Genomic DNA, 13,435 nt, shown 5'->3' on the forward strand with positions numbered 1-13,435 from the left:
CGGAGACGGCATAGGCGGTCAGGCCAATGGTCAAACCCATCTGCAACAGCCCCCCGCCCAGGGCAATGCGCCGATCACGATGCCGGCGCCCGGGGACGCCGTGTTGTTGTCGACAATGAAAACGATCGGCAGCTTCCACTTTGCCGCCAGCTTGTAGGCCTCGAAAACGCGGCCCCGCGATGCGGCCCCGTCGCCGTAGAACGCCAGCGTCACCGTATCGTCGCCGCGGTAACGCGCGGCGAACGCGATCCCGGTTCCCAGCGGTGCGCAGAGCCCTGCCGATCCGTGCCCGCCGTAGAAACGATGCTCCGACGCGGCCATGCGGACCGTCCCGCCCTTGCCGCCCGACAATCCGCCGCGACGTCCCATCAGCTCGGCCATCACAAGGCGTGGTTCGATCCCGCGCGCCAACAGCGCGCCGTGCGTGCGATAGCCCGTGATCACGGGATCCGTCTCGCGCGCCGACATCATCATGCCGACGATCGACGCCTCCTGACCGATCGACAGCGGGCACGCGCCATGGATCACCTGAAGGGCGTAAAGCTGTCCGGCCTTTTCCTCGAAGCGGCGGATAAGCAGCATCGCGCGGTAAGCCGCAATCTCCTCGTCGGGCGAGAACATGAAGTCCTCCGCCTGAGCCAAGTGAGAAAGGCTTTCCATTGCTGCTCCTCTGTCAATGCCGCACGCCGGACGACGCATCGCACGCTCTCGCGCCCGGACTTCGCCCCTGCGCGAAAACGTGACCCTCGCCCTTCGCGAAACAGTAGTGTGCCATCGAAACAAGTAAAAGACACGACGAACACGTCAGCGTGCGTGGCGTGGGCCCAGCATCCGCCGGCCACCGCGCTGCAGCAAAAAATCTTGAAATACCAGGATGCCCGTCCGCTGTGGCAACCTCACGGCGACGATAGCGGAATCAGCCGTTGGGCATGGGCTTGGCGACGATACGATCGTCCGGCCGGGCAAACCCGAGCACGTCGCGGGCAATTTCCTCGACGAAATCCGGATCGGGCGGATCGGAGCGCATCAGCGCCACGTCGCGCGAAAGCTTGGCGCGCACGGCCTCGAGGCTCTGGTTTTCGAACTGCAGAGCGCTTTCGCGCTCGAGCAATGCGTCCCGTGCCTCGAGGCCGTGACGGCCATGGAGGGTGTGATAGGCGAAATAGGCCGTTAAACCTAGGCAGAGAAGCAACACCAGAGCCTGCCGGGGCCTAGCTCGCCGATCATGTATGGGTGGACGCAACACAGGTGTTCGACGATACGCTTTATGAGATCCGGGAACGGGAGAACCCTAAACCTCGCACGATTAAAGCGAGGTAAAGCCCCGTCGCGCATCTGCCCAACCGCCGGGAGCATTATGACCCTGCCCCGTCCGATCGCTGTCGAGTTGCTGCCGCATGATCCGCGCTGGTCCGCAATGGCCGAACAGGCGGGCGCCACCCTTTCGGCGGCGCTCGCGCCGATCATTGTGACGGTCCATCACATCGGCTCTACCGCAATCCAAGGCATTTCCGCCAAGCCCATTCTCGATCTCATACCGGTGGTCCAGAGCTTGCCGGAGCTAGACGCACATCGACGTGACATCGAAACCCTGGGCTATGAATGGTGGGGAGAACTAGGACTTCCGGGACGGCGCTATTGCACAAAAGACGATCGGCACACGGGGCGTCGGCTTGTTCAGCTTCACTGCTACGAAATCGGCTCGAGCGAGATCAGCCGCCATCTGGCGTTCAGGGACTACCTCCGCGAGCGACCGGACCTTGCGCGCGAGTACGAGAGAGAGAAAGCGCGCTGCCGCAGCCTTCACCCCGCAGACTCCCACGCGTACAACGACTGCAAGAATGCATGGATCAAGAGCGTAGAGGCAGAAGCACTCACGCGGCATCGCCGCTGACGCGGTGAAGGGTCGTCTCCCTAGACAGCTCGCGCACCACGCAGGATGGAGCGGCCCGCATAGCGCGCAACATCGCCCAGCTCGCCCTCGATGCGGATGAGCTGGTTGTACTTTGCGAGACGATCCGAGCGGCACAACGACCCGGTCTTGATCTGACCGCAGTTGGTCGCGACGGCGAGATCCGCAATCGTCGAATCTTCGGTTTCGCCCGAGCGATGCGACATGACGGCGGTGTAGCCTGCACGCTGCGCCATCGACACGGCGTCCAGCGTTTCGGTGAGCGTTCCGATCTGGTTGACTTTGATCAGGATCGAGTTACCGGTCGCCGTCTTGATGCCCTGCGAGAGACGCGCCGTGTTGGTGACGAACAGATCGTCGCCGACGAGCTGCACGTTCTTGCCGATGGCGTCGGTCAGCGCCTTCCAGCCGGCCCAGTCGTCCTCGGCCATGCCGTCCTCGATCGAGATGATCGGGAAGCGCGAGACGAGATCTTCGAGGTAGCGGGCCATGCCGGCGCTATCGAGGCTCTTGCCCTCGCCGTGCAATTCGTACTTGCCGTTCTTGTAGAACTCGGTCGAAGCGCAATCGAGCGCCAGCATCACGTCGTCGCCCGGCTTATAACCGGCGTTCTCGATCGACTTCATGATGAAGCCGAGCGCGTCGTCGGCGCTCTTGAGATTGGGTGCGAAGCCGCCCTCGTCGCCGATGCCCGTGTTGTGGCCGGCGTCCTTGAGGTTCTTCTTCAGGGTGTGGAAGATCTCGGCGCCGATGCGGATCGCGTCCGCACACGTTTCCGCCGACACCGGCATGATCATGAATTCCTGGATGTCGATCGGGTTGTCGGCGTGCATGCCGCCGTTGATGATGTTCATCATCGGCACCGGCAGCACATGCGCCGAGGTCCCGCCGACGTAGCGATAGAGCGACAGGCCCGAGGCATCCGCCGCAGCCTTCGCCGCCGCCATCGACACGCCGAGGATAGCGTTCGCGCCGAGGCGGCTCTTGTTCGGCGTCCCGTCGAGCGCGATCATCGCCTGATCGATGCCGCGCTGATCCTCCGCATCGAGACCGATCAGCGAATCCGAGATCTCGCCGTTGACCGAGTCGACCGCCTTGAGCACGCCCTTGCCCAGGTAGCGGGACTTGTCGCCGTCGCGCAGTTCGTTGGCCTCGTGCGCACCGGTCGACGCACCGGACGGAACCGCAGCCCGCCCCATCGAACCGTCTTCGAGCATCACGTCGACCTCAACGGTCGGGTTGCCGCGGCTATCCAGAATTTCGCGGCCGAGGATGTCGACGATGGCAGTCATGAGAGTTTCCTTGAAAAAAAACGGATGGGCAGGAAGCCGGATGGACAAATGCGTGTTGTGCGAGGATGGTCGGAGCGCCGGCGAATGCGGCGTGCGCCAGCAAGCCGCAGGCGTTGTACCCGGGTTCGCCGGGCGCGGAAAGACCCCTGTGGGTAGGCAACCCTACCCACCTGCCGCGACAAACGCGACCGGCAGGCATGGCGGTAAAACAACGATGATCAGGAGCGCGTAGGTAGAATGGCGGATCAGAAGACCTATCAAGGCTCGTGTCACTGCGGCGCGGTGCGCTACGAGGCACGAAGCGAACCGATTTCGCAGGCGATCAGTTGCAACTGCTCCATGTGCCGGCGGAAGGGGACCCTGCTCGCCTTCATTCCAGGCTCCGATTTCACGCTCACGGCCGGAGAAGACGCGCTGACCGACTATCGGTTCAACAAGCACGTCATCCATCATCTCTTCTGCAGCACCTGTGGCGTGACCAGCTTCGCCCGCGGCACGCTGCCGGACGGAACGCCGACCGTCGCGCTCAATGTGCGTTGCATCGACGCCATCGATCTCGACGCGCTGACGATTACGCCCTTTGACGGCAAGAGCGCCTGACATGAAGGCGGACGGCGCTCTCGTTCTTTTCTCGGGCGGCCAGGACAGCACCGTCTGCCTGGCCTGGGCGCTCGCGCGCTATTCGCGCGTCGAAACGCTCGGCATCGACTATGGCCAGCGTCATGCTGTCGAACTCACCCAGCGCCGCGTGGTGCTCGATGAGATGCGCCGCGGCTTTCCGGAGTGGAGCGCGCGTCTCGGCGCGGACCACCACATCGACCTCAAGGAGCTGGGGCGGATCAGCGAGACCGCACTCACGCGCGACGCCGAAATTGAAATGACGGCGGCGGGGCTCCCGTCGACGTTCGTCCCCGGGCGCAACCTCTTGTTCCTCGTCTATGCCGCCGCCCTCGCCTACCGCCGCGCGATCACGACCCTCGTCGCCGGCATGTGCGAGACGGACTACTCGGGCTATCCCGATTGCCGCGACACCACCATCCGCGCGCAGGAGCAGGCCATCGCGCTGGGCCTCGACAAGCCGTTCGCAATCGAGACGCCGTTGATGTTCATCGATAAGGCCGCGACGTGGGCGCTGGCCGACGCGCTGGGCGGCGCGGCCTTCGTGGAACTGATCCGCGAGCACACCCACACCTGCTATCTCGGCGACCGCACGCATCGCCACGCCTGGGGCTGGGGATGCGGCACCTGCCCGGCGTGCGACCTCCGCGCCAAGGGCTGGGACATTTGGCAAAAGCAGGTAAATAGCCCCGGCACCTGAACGCCCCGATCCGACCCCCAGCCGGAGCCGGTCGGCGCCTGGGAGATCTTGGGTCGGCATTGACAAATATTTTTGTCAATGCGAGCGTGCGCCCATGATGGACCTCGATGTGATCGACGATCCGGTGCGGGCATCGCTCGCGCTCGATCCCATAAAACGGCGCCTTTTGGCGGAGCTGTCCACGCCGGCTTCCGCGGCGTCTCTGGCCGCGCGCGTCGGGCTCACGCGCCAGAAGGTCAACTACCACCTGCGCGCCCTCGAGCAGCACAAGCTGGTGGAGCCGGCCGAGGAGCGGCAATGGGGCGGCCTCACCGAACGGCTGATGGTCGCCACCGCCACATCGTATGTCGTCTCGCCGTCGGCGCTGGGAGCGATCGGCGCCGACCCGGCGCGCAACACCGATCGCCTGTCGGCGAGCTACCTCATTGCACTCGCGGCGCGCATCGTGCGCGAGGTCGGTGACTTGTGGCACCACGCGCGCAAGAGCGAGAAGCGCATCGCGACGCTCTCGATCGACACCGTCGTTCGTTTCAAAACGCCCGCCGACCGCGTGGCGTTCACCAGCGACCTCGCCCACGCCATCACGACCTTGGTCGCGCGCTACCACGACGAGAGGGCGCCCGGCGGACGCCCGCACCGCCTCGTGGTTGCGTCCTATCCCGCACCTGTAGAAGCAAAAACCTGAGAGGACCGCCCATGCCCATCAAGAAGGACGGAACAGGAAAACGCTGGGTCGAGATGGAAGTCCTCGTGCCGGGGACGCCCGAGCAGGTCTGGCAGGCGATGGCCACCGGCGACGGCAACGCGGCATGGTTCACCAAGGCCACGATCGAGGAGCGCGTCGGCGGCAAGCTGGAATTCGACTTCGGCCCAGACATGAGCTCGTCGGGCGAGGTGACGATATGGGAGCCGCCGCATCGATTCGGCTACGTGGAGCGCGATTGGAGCAAGGACGCGCCGCCGGTTGCGACCGAGATCGTCATTACGAGCCGTTCCGGCGATCAGTGTCTCGTGCGCATGGTGCATTCGCTCTTCACCTCCTCCGACGACTGGGACGACCAGATGGAAGGATTCGAGGGTGGCTGGCCCGGATTCTTCGAGGTGCTGCGAATTTATCTCGGGCACTTCGCGGGAAAGAAGGCGGTGTCCGCCCGTGTCATGGCGTTCACCAAGAGCGACCAGCTCGCGGTCTGGTCGCGCCTCACGCATGAGCTGGGCCTCGCAGGCCTCAATGCTGGAGAGCGCCGCACCACATCCGCGCAACCAGAGAGGATGACGGGCGTCGTCCACGCCGTCCACCAGGACGACCAAAAGCGCTATGCCCTCTTGCGACTGGACGAGCCCGCGGGCGTGGCCATGTTCGGCACCTACGGCATCAGCGACAACGTCAACGTGAGCGCGATCATCTTCTTCTACGGCGACGACGCGGCGGAAAAGGCGCAAGCAAGCGAAGACTTATGGCGCGATTGGTTGGGAAAAACCTTTCCAAGCGCGGCCTGACGCCTGCAACCGCCGCCGCGCGTCAGCCGTTCAACGCTTGAGCGGGGGCGTTTGCCGCAATGTATGCTTAACGGGGCAGCCGGGAGTCTTGCTTCTGTCCGCCGGCCTCCTACGTTCAAGGGACCTGCCATCCCCGTCCCCCACCCGATGGAGTCTCCCCCATGGCCGAAATGAAAGCCGAAGCGAAGAAGGCGGCTGCCGAAACACGCAAGATGCCGCTCAAGACCCCGAGCGATCTCGGCGGCAATGCCGTTCGCGACCTCACGGGCGCGCTGAACGAGCTGCTAGCGGACACGTTCGCGCTCTACATGAAGACCAAGAACTTCCACTGGCATGTCAGCGGCCCGCACTTCCGCGACTACCATCTGATGCTCGACGAGCAGGCGGGGCAGATCCTGGCCATGACGGATCCGATTGCCGAGCGCGTGCGCAAGATCGGCGGCACCACGCTCCGCTCGATCGGACAAATCAGCCGCTTGCAGCGCGTGAAGGACAACGACGCCGATTACGTCGATCCGGAAGGCATGCTGGCCGAGCTGCGCGACGACAACAAGGATCTCGTCCAGCGCCTTCGCAGCGTCCACGACCTCACCGACGAGCACAACGATTTCGCGACATCGAGCCTGCTCGACGTTTGGATCGACGAGACCGAACGCCGCCTGTGGTTCCTGTTTGAAGCGACGCGCAACACCTAAAGCGCCGCGGACCGGACCTGTTGCGGTTGCATGCCTTCGCACGCGAGACGGCGTGTGGGACGCAAACGCTACGTTTTCGCGCGCGACGGAAGTCTCTCTCCACGTCATCCCGACGCAGGTCGGGACCCACGCCAGCCAACCAAGGACGCTCCGCCGGCGAGGACTCCGCACCTTCGCATGCGCGGACACTTGCGTGGGTACCGGCCTTCGCCGGCATGACGTTGTGTGGTTACGGCGATCACGCCGCGTCGAGGGCGATCGCAGGGCGCGTATCGGGCCCTGCCGCCCTCTTCGCCATTTCCAGGGCCGCCACGCGCGCGTCGAAATCGAGCCGCAGCAGGTCGTTCAAAACGGCGTCAGCCACCTCGTACTCGCCGCAGCGCTTGCAGCGCACGACCAACCCGTCGAAATCGCCGGATGTGAGGTTTTCGGCTTCCGCGCCACAAACTGAGCACTGCATGCGTCGTCCTCGATTGCGTCTCCTGAAGGATACCCGCGAGCCCAGGCCCCGGTTCCCGATGGGCCCCGCGCTTCCCGGACGCCCGTGCTTCCCCGGACGCAAGTCCCATCCCGATGCGACTGCCGGCCGCTTGACATCGCGCCCCGAGGCCGTAGGCATCGCAGCATGTATGCCGTGAAAGAGATCTTTTACACCCTGCAGGGCGAGGGCGCGAATGCCGGCCGCGCGGCGGTCTTCTGCCGCTTTGCGGGCTGCAACTTGTGGTCCGGCCGCGAGGTCGACCGCGACACGGCCGACTGCCGCTTCTGCGATACGGATTTCGTCGGAACGGACGGCGCCGGCGGCGGAAAATTCCAGGACGCGGACGCTTTAGCGTCGGCCGTCGAAGCCGCCTGGACCGGCGGCGAAAGCGACCGCTTCGTCGTCCTCACGGGTGGGGAGCCCGCGCTTCAGGTCGATGCGCCCCTGATCGCTGCGTTGCATAACCATGGATTCACCATCGCCATCGAAACCAACGGCACGCTGCCCCTGCCAGAGGGCATCGACTGGATCTGCGTCAGCCCCAAGGCCGGCACCCAGATCGCCCTCAAGGCCGGAGACGAGCTGAAGCTTGTTTATCCGCAGGCGGGCCTCGATCCGGAGAGTTTCGCCGCCTTCGACTTCCCGCGCCGCTATGTGAGCCCGATGGACGGTCCCAAGCTGGCCGAAAACACCGACGCGGCGGTCAGCTACGTCAAGGCCCACCCGGCCTGGCGACTGTCCGTCCAGACCCACAAGCGGATCGGTATTCCGTAGGCATCCGCTGGCCGTGGACGAAAATGCGGGCCACCGCCTGCTGCCCCTTGCCCCACGCGCTGGGGATGGCGCCGCCGCCCAAAATCCCCTATGTCACGCCCCATGCGCATCTATAAGGAATTCCTGTTCGAGGCCGCGCACTACCTGCCGTCGGCCCCCATCGGCCACCCGAACTCCCGGGTGCATGGCCACTCGTTCCGTGCGCGCGTCGTCATCGATGGCGAGCCCAACGCGGAGACCGGCCTCGTCTTCCATTTCGACGACCTGGCGGCCGCCATCGCCGACGCCCAGGATGCGCTCGACCATCGGCTCCTGAACGAGGTCGAAGGCCTCGATATGCCGACGCTCGAGCGGATCTCGATGTGGATCTGGTCCCGTCTTCAGAACCGCGTTCCCGGCCTGGCCGAGATCCACGTCTCGCGGGACAGCTGCCACGAGGGCGTCATCTACACGGGAGCGGCCCGCCCCGCCCCGCTCGCGGCGGAATAGCGACCTCCGATCGCTGCAAACAGGAGCTACGAGCCTCATGGGCAGCAAAACAACCGGCCTCACGCTTCTCGGCGGAGCCACGGCGATCCCCGAGAGTCCCGACAAGGCGATCCTCGAGCGCGTTCCGAACCCGCACCCCGATACCGCCTACGTCGCCCGCTTCGCCGCTCCGGAATTCACGTCTCTCTGCCCGGTGACAGGACAGCCGGACTTCGCCCACCTCGTGATCGACTACGTGCCCGCCGATTGGCTGGTCGAGAGCAAGTCGCTGAAGCTCTACCTCGCCTCGTTCCGCAACCACGGCGCCTTCCACGAGGACTGCACGGTGGCGATCGGCAAGCGGCTCGCGAAGCTTCTGGAACCGGCCTATCTCCGCATCGGCGGTTACTGGTATCCGCGCGGCGGCATCCCGATCGACGTGTTCTGGCAATCCGGCGCCGTACCGCCGAACGTCTGGCTCCCCGACCAGGGCGTCCCGCCCTACCGCGGCCGTGGCTGACAGGAGAGCTAGACGCGCGTTTCGGCGGCGGGCTCTGCGACGGTCATGTCGTTTCCGCGCCAAGTGAAGCCGTCACCGGTCCAGCCCTTGAGCCAGATGACCGGCAGCGCCACGTCGCGCGCCACCCAGGCCAGCGGCGAGAGCGTCGACACATGCCAGCCCGCGGACTTGGCCAGCGCGAACTCCGCGCCGTACCACACGACACCGAGCAGCGCGCACGCCTCGGCCCCGTCGAGCCCGATCGCAGGCGCCGCCAGCGCGGCCGACGCGAGCACCGGCAAACTGCCCGCGAGCACTTCGGGAAGATAGCAAAACTGGAACGTGGCGCGCCTCAACCGGGCCCAGCGCACCTGCCGGTCGATGATCTGGCGGCAGTTGCGCACCCCGAGCGGCTGCTCGAACGGCCGGTCCACCAGGCGCACGCGAAGACCATGCTGGCGCACGACCTTGGTCGCTGCCGCATCTTCCGCGATCTCGATGCCGAGCGCGCGAATGCCACCCGCGGCGTTGAGCACCGGCTTTGGCCACAGCATCGACTTGCCCTGTGCGAACCCGAACCCGCAGGTGTCCGCGGCAAGCTGAAAGCGCGCCTGATAGGTGTTGAGGAACGCGCACTCGACCTCGGCCCAGAACCCTTCGGGCTGGCTCCCGATGGGCGGCGAGCACACGAGACCCGTATCGTCCCGCAGCGCGCCGAACAGCTGCGCGATGTAGTCGGAGGGCATGAGGACGTTGCTGTCCGCGATCACGACCCACGCGGCCTGCGCCGCGTCCCAGCCCTTGATGATGTTGTTGAGCTTCGGGTTGGCTGTCGCCCCGTCGTCGCCGATCAACAGCCGCGCCCGAATGTGCGGATGCTCGGCGATGAGGCGGCGGACGAGCGGCACTGCGTCGTCGTTGGCGCGCGCCGCGCAGAACAGCAGCTCGGTAGTCCGGTGAGCAAGCTCGAACGTGGAGCGCAGCGTCATCTCATCCAGCGGATCGAGACCGCAGACCGGCCGGATGATGCTCACGGCGGGCCAGTCTTGCGCGGAGGATAAGTCCTGCGCGGACGATGCGACGTCGCGCGACCTGCGCACGCGCCAGATCGCCAGGCCCGCGGAAGTGAGATGAACCGCCAGCACAACCGCGCAAAACGTCAGCGCAATCCATTCCATGCCGGTCGCCATCTCCCGCCTCGTCTCTTTCGACGCGCGGAATTTCTTGGCGGAGTCCCATGACAGGCCGATGACGGAGTGAGAGCGGCCGTAACCTACGTAGCGGCGGTCAAAAAAATGGGGGCGCGGCTCAGCGCCCCCATTCAAGTGGGAGAAGGTGCCTTACCGCACAGTGCTGCGTCGCAGAACGAGCGTCGTGTGAAAGACATGCGATGAAACCGCAAGCGGGGGTTGTGCGTCAACGCTGAGAGCGCACCGCGCGAGGCGCCATATCGACGCGCTCGATTGTCATAAAAGTGAGATGTTTTCGAGGCTTCGCATTGTTGCCTCCTCACCGCCAAAAAACTGAGATGGACATCGGCTAGAACTCCGACTCGATCGCAACAACAGGATCATGAGCCAGCATGACGACCAGCATCGACCATCTTGAGATCGGCGATATCGTCGAGATCAAGTACCGGGTCTGGCGCAAGGCGGATGACGGCGGCGAGGACATCGTCGAGCGCTGGATTTCGGCGCATATCTGCCGACGCGAGTCCGGCGCGCGACCCGTTGCCCGGCTCGCCGACGGCCAGATGACGGAAATCCGCTCCTTCATGAGCTGGCGCCTGATCGCGCCCGCCCGCATGTCCCGCCCGCTGGCGGCCTAAGCATGGCACGACCCGGCGGGCCCGCGCGCCGATGCGTGCCCGCGCCTTGCTATGCAACGGCGCCTACGCCGTCCGTTATCCCGCCGAACGCGCCGGTGCGGCCACTCGCGCGGGCGCAGGCGCTGCGCCGGTCTCGACCAACACTGGCCGGCGCGACGGAGCCGGCTGCTTCTTGGCAGGCGCAGGTCGCTTTGCAGCAGGCTTGCTGACCTTCCGCTTGGCCTTCCCGGCGACCGGCTTCGATTTCGCCGCCGAACCGGACAGGAGCTTTTCGAGCGCTTTGATGTCGCTCCGAAGCTTGGCGACCTCCGATAGGATCAAACCAAGCGCTTCCTTCTTGCCGAGCTTTTTGCCCATTTTGCATGGCCTCGCGTGAACGCTGACAATCCAAAAGTATTGCACAAGCGGTCTGGCGACAGCGCGGAAATTTCGCGCAAATGACGCCCAGCGGCACGCAAGCACGCTTTTAAGCATAAGGGTCTGCGGTCCGGCGCGCTTTGGCGGCTCAGAAATAAATGCTGTGTCCCGCACGCAACGCCAACCCCGCGTCCTGGAACTTTCAGCGACGGACTGCGTAGTTCTAACCGTTGACCGTCAAAGCGGAAAAGAGCGCGCCGTGATCATCGTCCATTTGGGGACGCCGGCCGCTGGCAACGGGAGTATGAGCGTTGAATATTACATTGCGCGACGAATTGATCATGGCATTTGCAGACGGCGAGCTTGAAGCCCCCCTCGCCGACAGAGTGCGTGAAGCACTCAAGACGGACACCCGAGCCCGGACCAAGCATGAGATGTTTATCGGTACGCGGTGCATGCTCGCCCGCGCCTTCAACGGCGTGTTGGACGATCCCATACCCGCTCGCCTGACGAAGCCCCTCCAGCGGGCGGCATCTGGCGGGAGCTAGCCGCCCATGCCGCGCCTGAACGCAAGAATCTCCGCAGCCGCCTCGCGCGGCTGCTCGAGTTGCCACCAATGACCGCAATCGAGCACGCGCACGGCGGCTCCGGTTACCGCCGCCAAGCGATGCGCGAACGCCGGCCTGGCATAGGGATCGCGCTCGCCCCATAGCACGAGACCCGGCGCGAAACGCGCCTGCCCATCTGTCTCCACGCCCCACGCGTCGAAGACATCGCGGCCCGATCGGTAGAGCGCGAGGATCGCTGTTTTCATGCGCGCATCGATCCGGCCCGCGGTCTCCGCCGCCATGGCCGCATCGAGCCCCGCGCGTCCCAGCATGTCGATTGCGAGCGGCCCCATGAACCGCTCCATCGCCTTTTCGCCCGCACCCGGCGTCTGCCACAGCCGCGCCGTCGGATGCCACGTGTAGCCCGGGGTCGAGGGAGCCCCGCCCGCGACCCAACTCCGCACCAGACCCGGCCGCACCGCGATGGCCCGCATCGCAAGGATCGATCCCCAGTCGTGCGCGATCACATCGCGCGGGGCCGGAATCTCTTCGAGCGCAGCGATCAGCCAGGCGACGTACTCCTCCTTCGACGAGCCGAACCCGGGCGGCGCATCGCAGCCGAACCCCGGCAGCGAGAGCGCCACCGTCCGCTCGACCGGAAGCTCCTTTCGAAGTTCGCCATCGAGCCGGGACCAGACGTCCGCCGTGTCTGGAACGCCATGCACGAACACCGTCGTCATCTTTTGCCTCGCGGGAGAGAACCGTACGAAACCGTTTCGCATACATCGGCGCGCCGCTAAAGGTTGCTTCGCGAGGGCGCATGACAGCAGGCCCTTGATCCGCGTCGAGCAGAAACAAAGCGATGCGTCAAACAGCAGGAGGGAGCCGTGGCGGCGCAAGGGTCAGACGAACCGATATCCCGCGGCCCCGCCAGGCCGAACGGCCCCGCCACGCCCGGCGGCCGCCGCATCGTCGTCCTTACTGCGCAAGGCACGCTCAGCGGCATTGTCGTCAACGGATTGGCGGCGCGCCTCGGTGCGCTCACCGTGATCTCGGAACAGCCGGAATCGCGCGGAGAGATCTTCCGGCGCCGCGCCCGCCTGTTGGGCATCGTTCCGGCCATCGGGCAGGTCGCGCTGGGGATGATGATGCGCTTCGACCGCCGCCGTGGCCGCAAGCTGAATGAGATCTACGCGACTCACGGTCTCAACCCGGATCGCGATCCGGCCATCCCTGTCCGCCCGGTGCCGTCGGTGAACACGCAAGCCTGCCGCGATCTGCTCGCCCAACTCAAACCCGACGTGGTGGCGGTTTATGGCACGCGGCTCTTGTCGCGCCAGACGCTGGCCGCCGTCCCTGCCCCGTTCATCAACTATCACGCCGGCATCACGCCCAAGTACCGTGGCCAGGATCCCGGGTACTGGGCGCTTGCAACCGGCGACGCGGAGCACGCCGGTGTCACGATCCATCTTGTCGACCAGGGTGTCGATACTGGAGCGGTACTCTATCAGCAGCGCGTCACGTTCGGACCGGGCGACAACCTCGGCACCTATCAGCACGTCCAGGCGGCGACGGCGTTGCCGCTGTTCGCACGCGCCATCGAAGACGCGCTGGCCAATCGCCTCGCACCGGTGGCCGTCGATCTGCCGTCGATGAAATGGTTTCCGCCGACGCTCTGGACCTACGTCCGCATCGGCCTCACGCGCGGCGTCTGGTAACGCATGCGCTAAAAAAGTGCGTGGCGGCACACGGTGCGCCGCCAC

18 protein-coding genes are annotated in these 13,435 nt (G+C 65.4%); 11 read left to right on the forward strand and 7 right to left on the reverse strand.

Annotated elements, in window-relative coordinates; all coding sequences use genetic code 11:
• Nucleotides 1-30: 30 nt before the first annotated feature.
• Nucleotides 31-660, reverse strand: coding sequence for a thiamine pyrophosphate-dependent enzyme (locus tag ACTIFK_RS02930; RefSeq protein WP_439541554.1), 630 nt, complete (start codon nucleotides 658-660; stop codon nucleotides 31-33).
• Nucleotides 661-916: 256 nt separating this feature from the next.
• Entirely contained in the window at nucleotides 917-1,195 is a 279-nt protein-coding gene (locus tag ACTIFK_RS02935) for an FtsB family cell division protein (RefSeq protein ID WP_439541555.1), read from the reverse strand.
• Nucleotides 1,196-1,357: 162 nt separating this feature from the next.
• Here ACTIFK_RS02935 and ACTIFK_RS02940 point away from each other — a divergent pair, with 162 nt between their 5' ends.
• Nucleotides 1,358-1,894, forward strand: a complete 537-nt coding sequence (locus tag ACTIFK_RS02940) for a GrpB family protein (protein ID WP_439541556.1) — start codon at nucleotides 1,358-1,360, stop codon at nucleotides 1,892-1,894.
• Between the two features lie 20 nt (nucleotides 1,895-1,914).
• Here the strand turns inward: ACTIFK_RS02940 and eno are convergent, their stop codons facing one another.
• Entirely contained in the window at nucleotides 1,915-3,204 is a 1,290-nt protein-coding gene (eno, locus tag ACTIFK_RS02945) for a phosphopyruvate hydratase (protein ID WP_439541557.1), read from the reverse strand.
• 237 nt (nucleotides 3,205-3,441) lie between these two features.
• Here eno and ACTIFK_RS02950 point away from each other — a divergent pair, with 237 nt between their 5' ends.
• The 5 genes from ACTIFK_RS02950 (at nucleotide 3,442) to ACTIFK_RS02970 (ending at nucleotide 6,717) form a co-directional block, all read left to right on the forward strand.
• Complete coding sequence (locus ACTIFK_RS02950) at nucleotides 3,442-3,804, forward strand: GFA family protein (RefSeq protein ID WP_439541558.1); 363 nt, start codon at nucleotides 3,442-3,444, stop codon at nucleotides 3,802-3,804.
• Between the two features lies 1 nt (nucleotide 3,805).
• Nucleotides 3,806-4,522, forward strand: coding sequence for a 7-cyano-7-deazaguanine synthase QueC (queC, locus tag ACTIFK_RS02955; RefSeq protein ID WP_439541559.1), 717 nt, complete (start codon nucleotides 3,806-3,808; stop codon nucleotides 4,520-4,522).
• A 94-nt stretch (nucleotides 4,523-4,616) separates the two neighbouring features.
• A complete protein-coding gene (locus tag ACTIFK_RS02960) occupies nucleotides 4,617-5,207 on the forward strand; it encodes an ArsR/SmtB family transcription factor (RefSeq protein ID WP_439541560.1) in 591 nt (196 codons plus the stop codon).
• A gap of 11 nt (nucleotides 5,208-5,218) precedes the next feature.
• Entirely contained in the window at nucleotides 5,219-6,022 is an 804-nt protein-coding gene (locus ACTIFK_RS02965; RefSeq protein ID WP_439541561.1) for an SRPBCC family protein, read from the forward strand.
• Nucleotides 6,023-6,183: 161 nt separating this feature from the next.
• A complete protein-coding gene (locus ACTIFK_RS02970) occupies nucleotides 6,184-6,717 on the forward strand; it encodes a Dps family protein (RefSeq protein WP_439541562.1) in 534 nt (177 codons plus the stop codon).
• Nucleotides 6,718-6,955: 238 nt separating this feature from the next.
• Here ACTIFK_RS02970 and ACTIFK_RS02975 read toward each other — a convergent pair whose 3' ends face one another.
• Nucleotides 6,956-7,177 carry a hypothetical protein gene (locus ACTIFK_RS02975; protein ID WP_439541563.1) on the reverse strand — a complete coding sequence of 74 codons (222 nt, stop codon included), beginning with the start codon at nucleotides 7,175-7,177 and terminating at the stop codon, nucleotides 6,956-6,958.
• A gap of 165 nt (nucleotides 7,178-7,342) precedes the next feature.
• Between ACTIFK_RS02975 and queE the strand changes: the two genes are divergently transcribed.
• The 3 genes from queE (at nucleotide 7,343) to queF (ending at nucleotide 8,960) form a co-directional block, all read left to right on the forward strand.
• Nucleotides 7,343-7,972: a 7-carboxy-7-deazaguanine synthase gene (gene queE, locus ACTIFK_RS02980; RefSeq protein WP_439541564.1), complete on the forward strand. Its 630-nt coding sequence runs from the start codon at nucleotides 7,343-7,345 to the stop codon at nucleotides 7,970-7,972.
• A 90-nt stretch (nucleotides 7,973-8,062) separates the two neighbouring features.
• Nucleotides 8,063-8,461: a 6-pyruvoyl trahydropterin synthase family protein gene (locus tag ACTIFK_RS02985; RefSeq protein WP_439541565.1), complete on the forward strand. Its 399-nt coding sequence runs from the start codon at nucleotides 8,063-8,065 to the stop codon at nucleotides 8,459-8,461.
• A gap of 37 nt (nucleotides 8,462-8,498) precedes the next feature.
• The gene (queF, locus tag ACTIFK_RS02990) at nucleotides 8,499-8,960 is read left to right on the forward strand and encodes a preQ(1) synthase (RefSeq protein WP_439541566.1); all 462 of its coding nucleotides are present in this window, start codon (nucleotides 8,499-8,501) and stop codon (nucleotides 8,958-8,960) included.
• Between the two features lie 8 nt (nucleotides 8,961-8,968).
• Here queF and ACTIFK_RS02995 read toward each other — a convergent pair whose 3' ends face one another.
• Nucleotides 8,969-10,129: a ceramide glucosyltransferase gene (locus tag ACTIFK_RS02995; protein WP_439541567.1), complete on the reverse strand. Its 1,161-nt coding sequence runs from the start codon at nucleotides 10,127-10,129 to the stop codon at nucleotides 8,969-8,971.
• Nucleotides 10,130-10,521: 392 nt separating this feature from the next.
• Between ACTIFK_RS02995 and ACTIFK_RS03000 the strand changes: the two genes are divergently transcribed.
• Entirely contained in the window at nucleotides 10,522-10,767 is a 246-nt protein-coding gene (locus ACTIFK_RS03000; protein WP_439541568.1) for a hypothetical protein, read from the forward strand.
• Between the two features lie 75 nt (nucleotides 10,768-10,842).
• Here the strand turns inward: ACTIFK_RS03000 and ACTIFK_RS03005 are convergent, their stop codons facing one another.
• Nucleotides 10,843-11,124, reverse strand: a complete 282-nt coding sequence (locus tag ACTIFK_RS03005; RefSeq protein WP_439541569.1) for a hypothetical protein — start codon at nucleotides 11,122-11,124, stop codon at nucleotides 10,843-10,845.
• Nucleotides 11,125-11,668: 544 nt separating this feature from the next.
• Nucleotides 11,669-12,412, reverse strand: coding sequence for an alpha/beta fold hydrolase (locus ACTIFK_RS03010; RefSeq protein WP_439541570.1), 744 nt, complete (start codon nucleotides 12,410-12,412; stop codon nucleotides 11,669-11,671).
• A gap of 147 nt (nucleotides 12,413-12,559) precedes the next feature.
• Between ACTIFK_RS03010 and ACTIFK_RS03015 the strand changes: the two genes are divergently transcribed.
• On the forward strand, nucleotides 12,560-13,390 hold the full coding sequence (locus ACTIFK_RS03015; protein ID WP_439541571.1) for a formyl transferase: 831 nt from the start codon (nucleotides 12,560-12,562) through the stop codon (nucleotides 13,388-13,390).
• Nucleotides 13,391-13,435 lie beyond the last annotated feature (45 nt).

It is taken from the genome of Hyphomicrobium sp., from assembly GCF_051860585.1.
GTDB lineage: Bacteria > Pseudomonadota > Alphaproteobacteria > Rhizobiales > Hyphomicrobiaceae > Hyphomicrobium_C.

Excerpts from the sequence above, each read along its gene's own strand:
- ACTIFK_RS02930 (WP_439541554.1), bottom strand. The coding sequence starts at position 660 with ATGGAAAGCCTTTCTCACTTGGCTCAGGCGGAGGACTTCATGTTCTCG.
- ACTIFK_RS02950 (WP_439541558.1), top strand. The coding sequence starts at position 3,442 with ATGGCGGATCAGAAGACCTATCAAGGCTCGTGTCACTGCGGCGCGGTG.
- ACTIFK_RS03000 (WP_439541568.1), top strand. The coding sequence starts at position 10,522 with ATGACGACCAGCATCGACCATCTTGAGATCGGCGATATCGTCGAGATC.
- ACTIFK_RS03010 (WP_439541570.1), bottom strand. The coding sequence starts at position 12,412 with ATGACGACGGTGTTCGTGCATGGCGTTCCAGACACGGCGGACGTCTGG.
- queF (WP_439541566.1), top strand. The coding sequence starts at position 8,499 with ATGGGCAGCAAAACAACCGGCCTCACGCTTCTCGGCGGAGCCACGGCG.
- ACTIFK_RS02965 (WP_439541561.1), top strand. The coding sequence starts at position 5,219 with ATGCCCATCAAGAAGGACGGAACAGGAAAACGCTGGGTCGAGATGGAA.
- ACTIFK_RS02940 (WP_439541556.1), top strand. The coding sequence starts at position 1,358 with ATGACCCTGCCCCGTCCGATCGCTGTCGAGTTGCTGCCGCATGATCCG.
- ACTIFK_RS02960 (WP_439541560.1), top strand. The coding sequence starts at position 4,617 with ATGATGGACCTCGATGTGATCGACGATCCGGTGCGGGCATCGCTCGCG.
- eno (WP_439541557.1), bottom strand. The coding sequence starts at position 3,204 with ATGACTGCCATCGTCGACATCCTCGGCCGCGAAATTCTGGATAGCCGC.
- ACTIFK_RS03005 (WP_439541569.1), bottom strand. The coding sequence starts at position 11,124 with ATGGGCAAAAAGCTCGGCAAGAAGGAAGCGCTTGGTTTGATCCTATCG.
- ACTIFK_RS02985 (WP_439541565.1), top strand. The coding sequence starts at position 8,063 with ATGTCACGCCCCATGCGCATCTATAAGGAATTCCTGTTCGAGGCCGCG.
- ACTIFK_RS02975 (WP_439541563.1), bottom strand. The coding sequence starts at position 7,177 with ATGCAGTGCTCAGTTTGTGGCGCGGAAGCCGAAAACCTCACATCCGGC.
- ACTIFK_RS02995 (WP_439541567.1), bottom strand. The coding sequence starts at position 10,129 with ATGGCGACCGGCATGGAATGGATTGCGCTGACGTTTTGCGCGGTTGTG.
- queC (WP_439541559.1), top strand. The coding sequence starts at position 3,806 with ATGAAGGCGGACGGCGCTCTCGTTCTTTTCTCGGGCGGCCAGGACAGC.
- ACTIFK_RS02970 (WP_439541562.1), top strand. The coding sequence starts at position 6,184 with ATGGCCGAAATGAAAGCCGAAGCGAAGAAGGCGGCTGCCGAAACACGC.
- queE (WP_439541564.1), top strand. The coding sequence starts at position 7,343 with ATGTATGCCGTGAAAGAGATCTTTTACACCCTGCAGGGCGAGGGCGCG.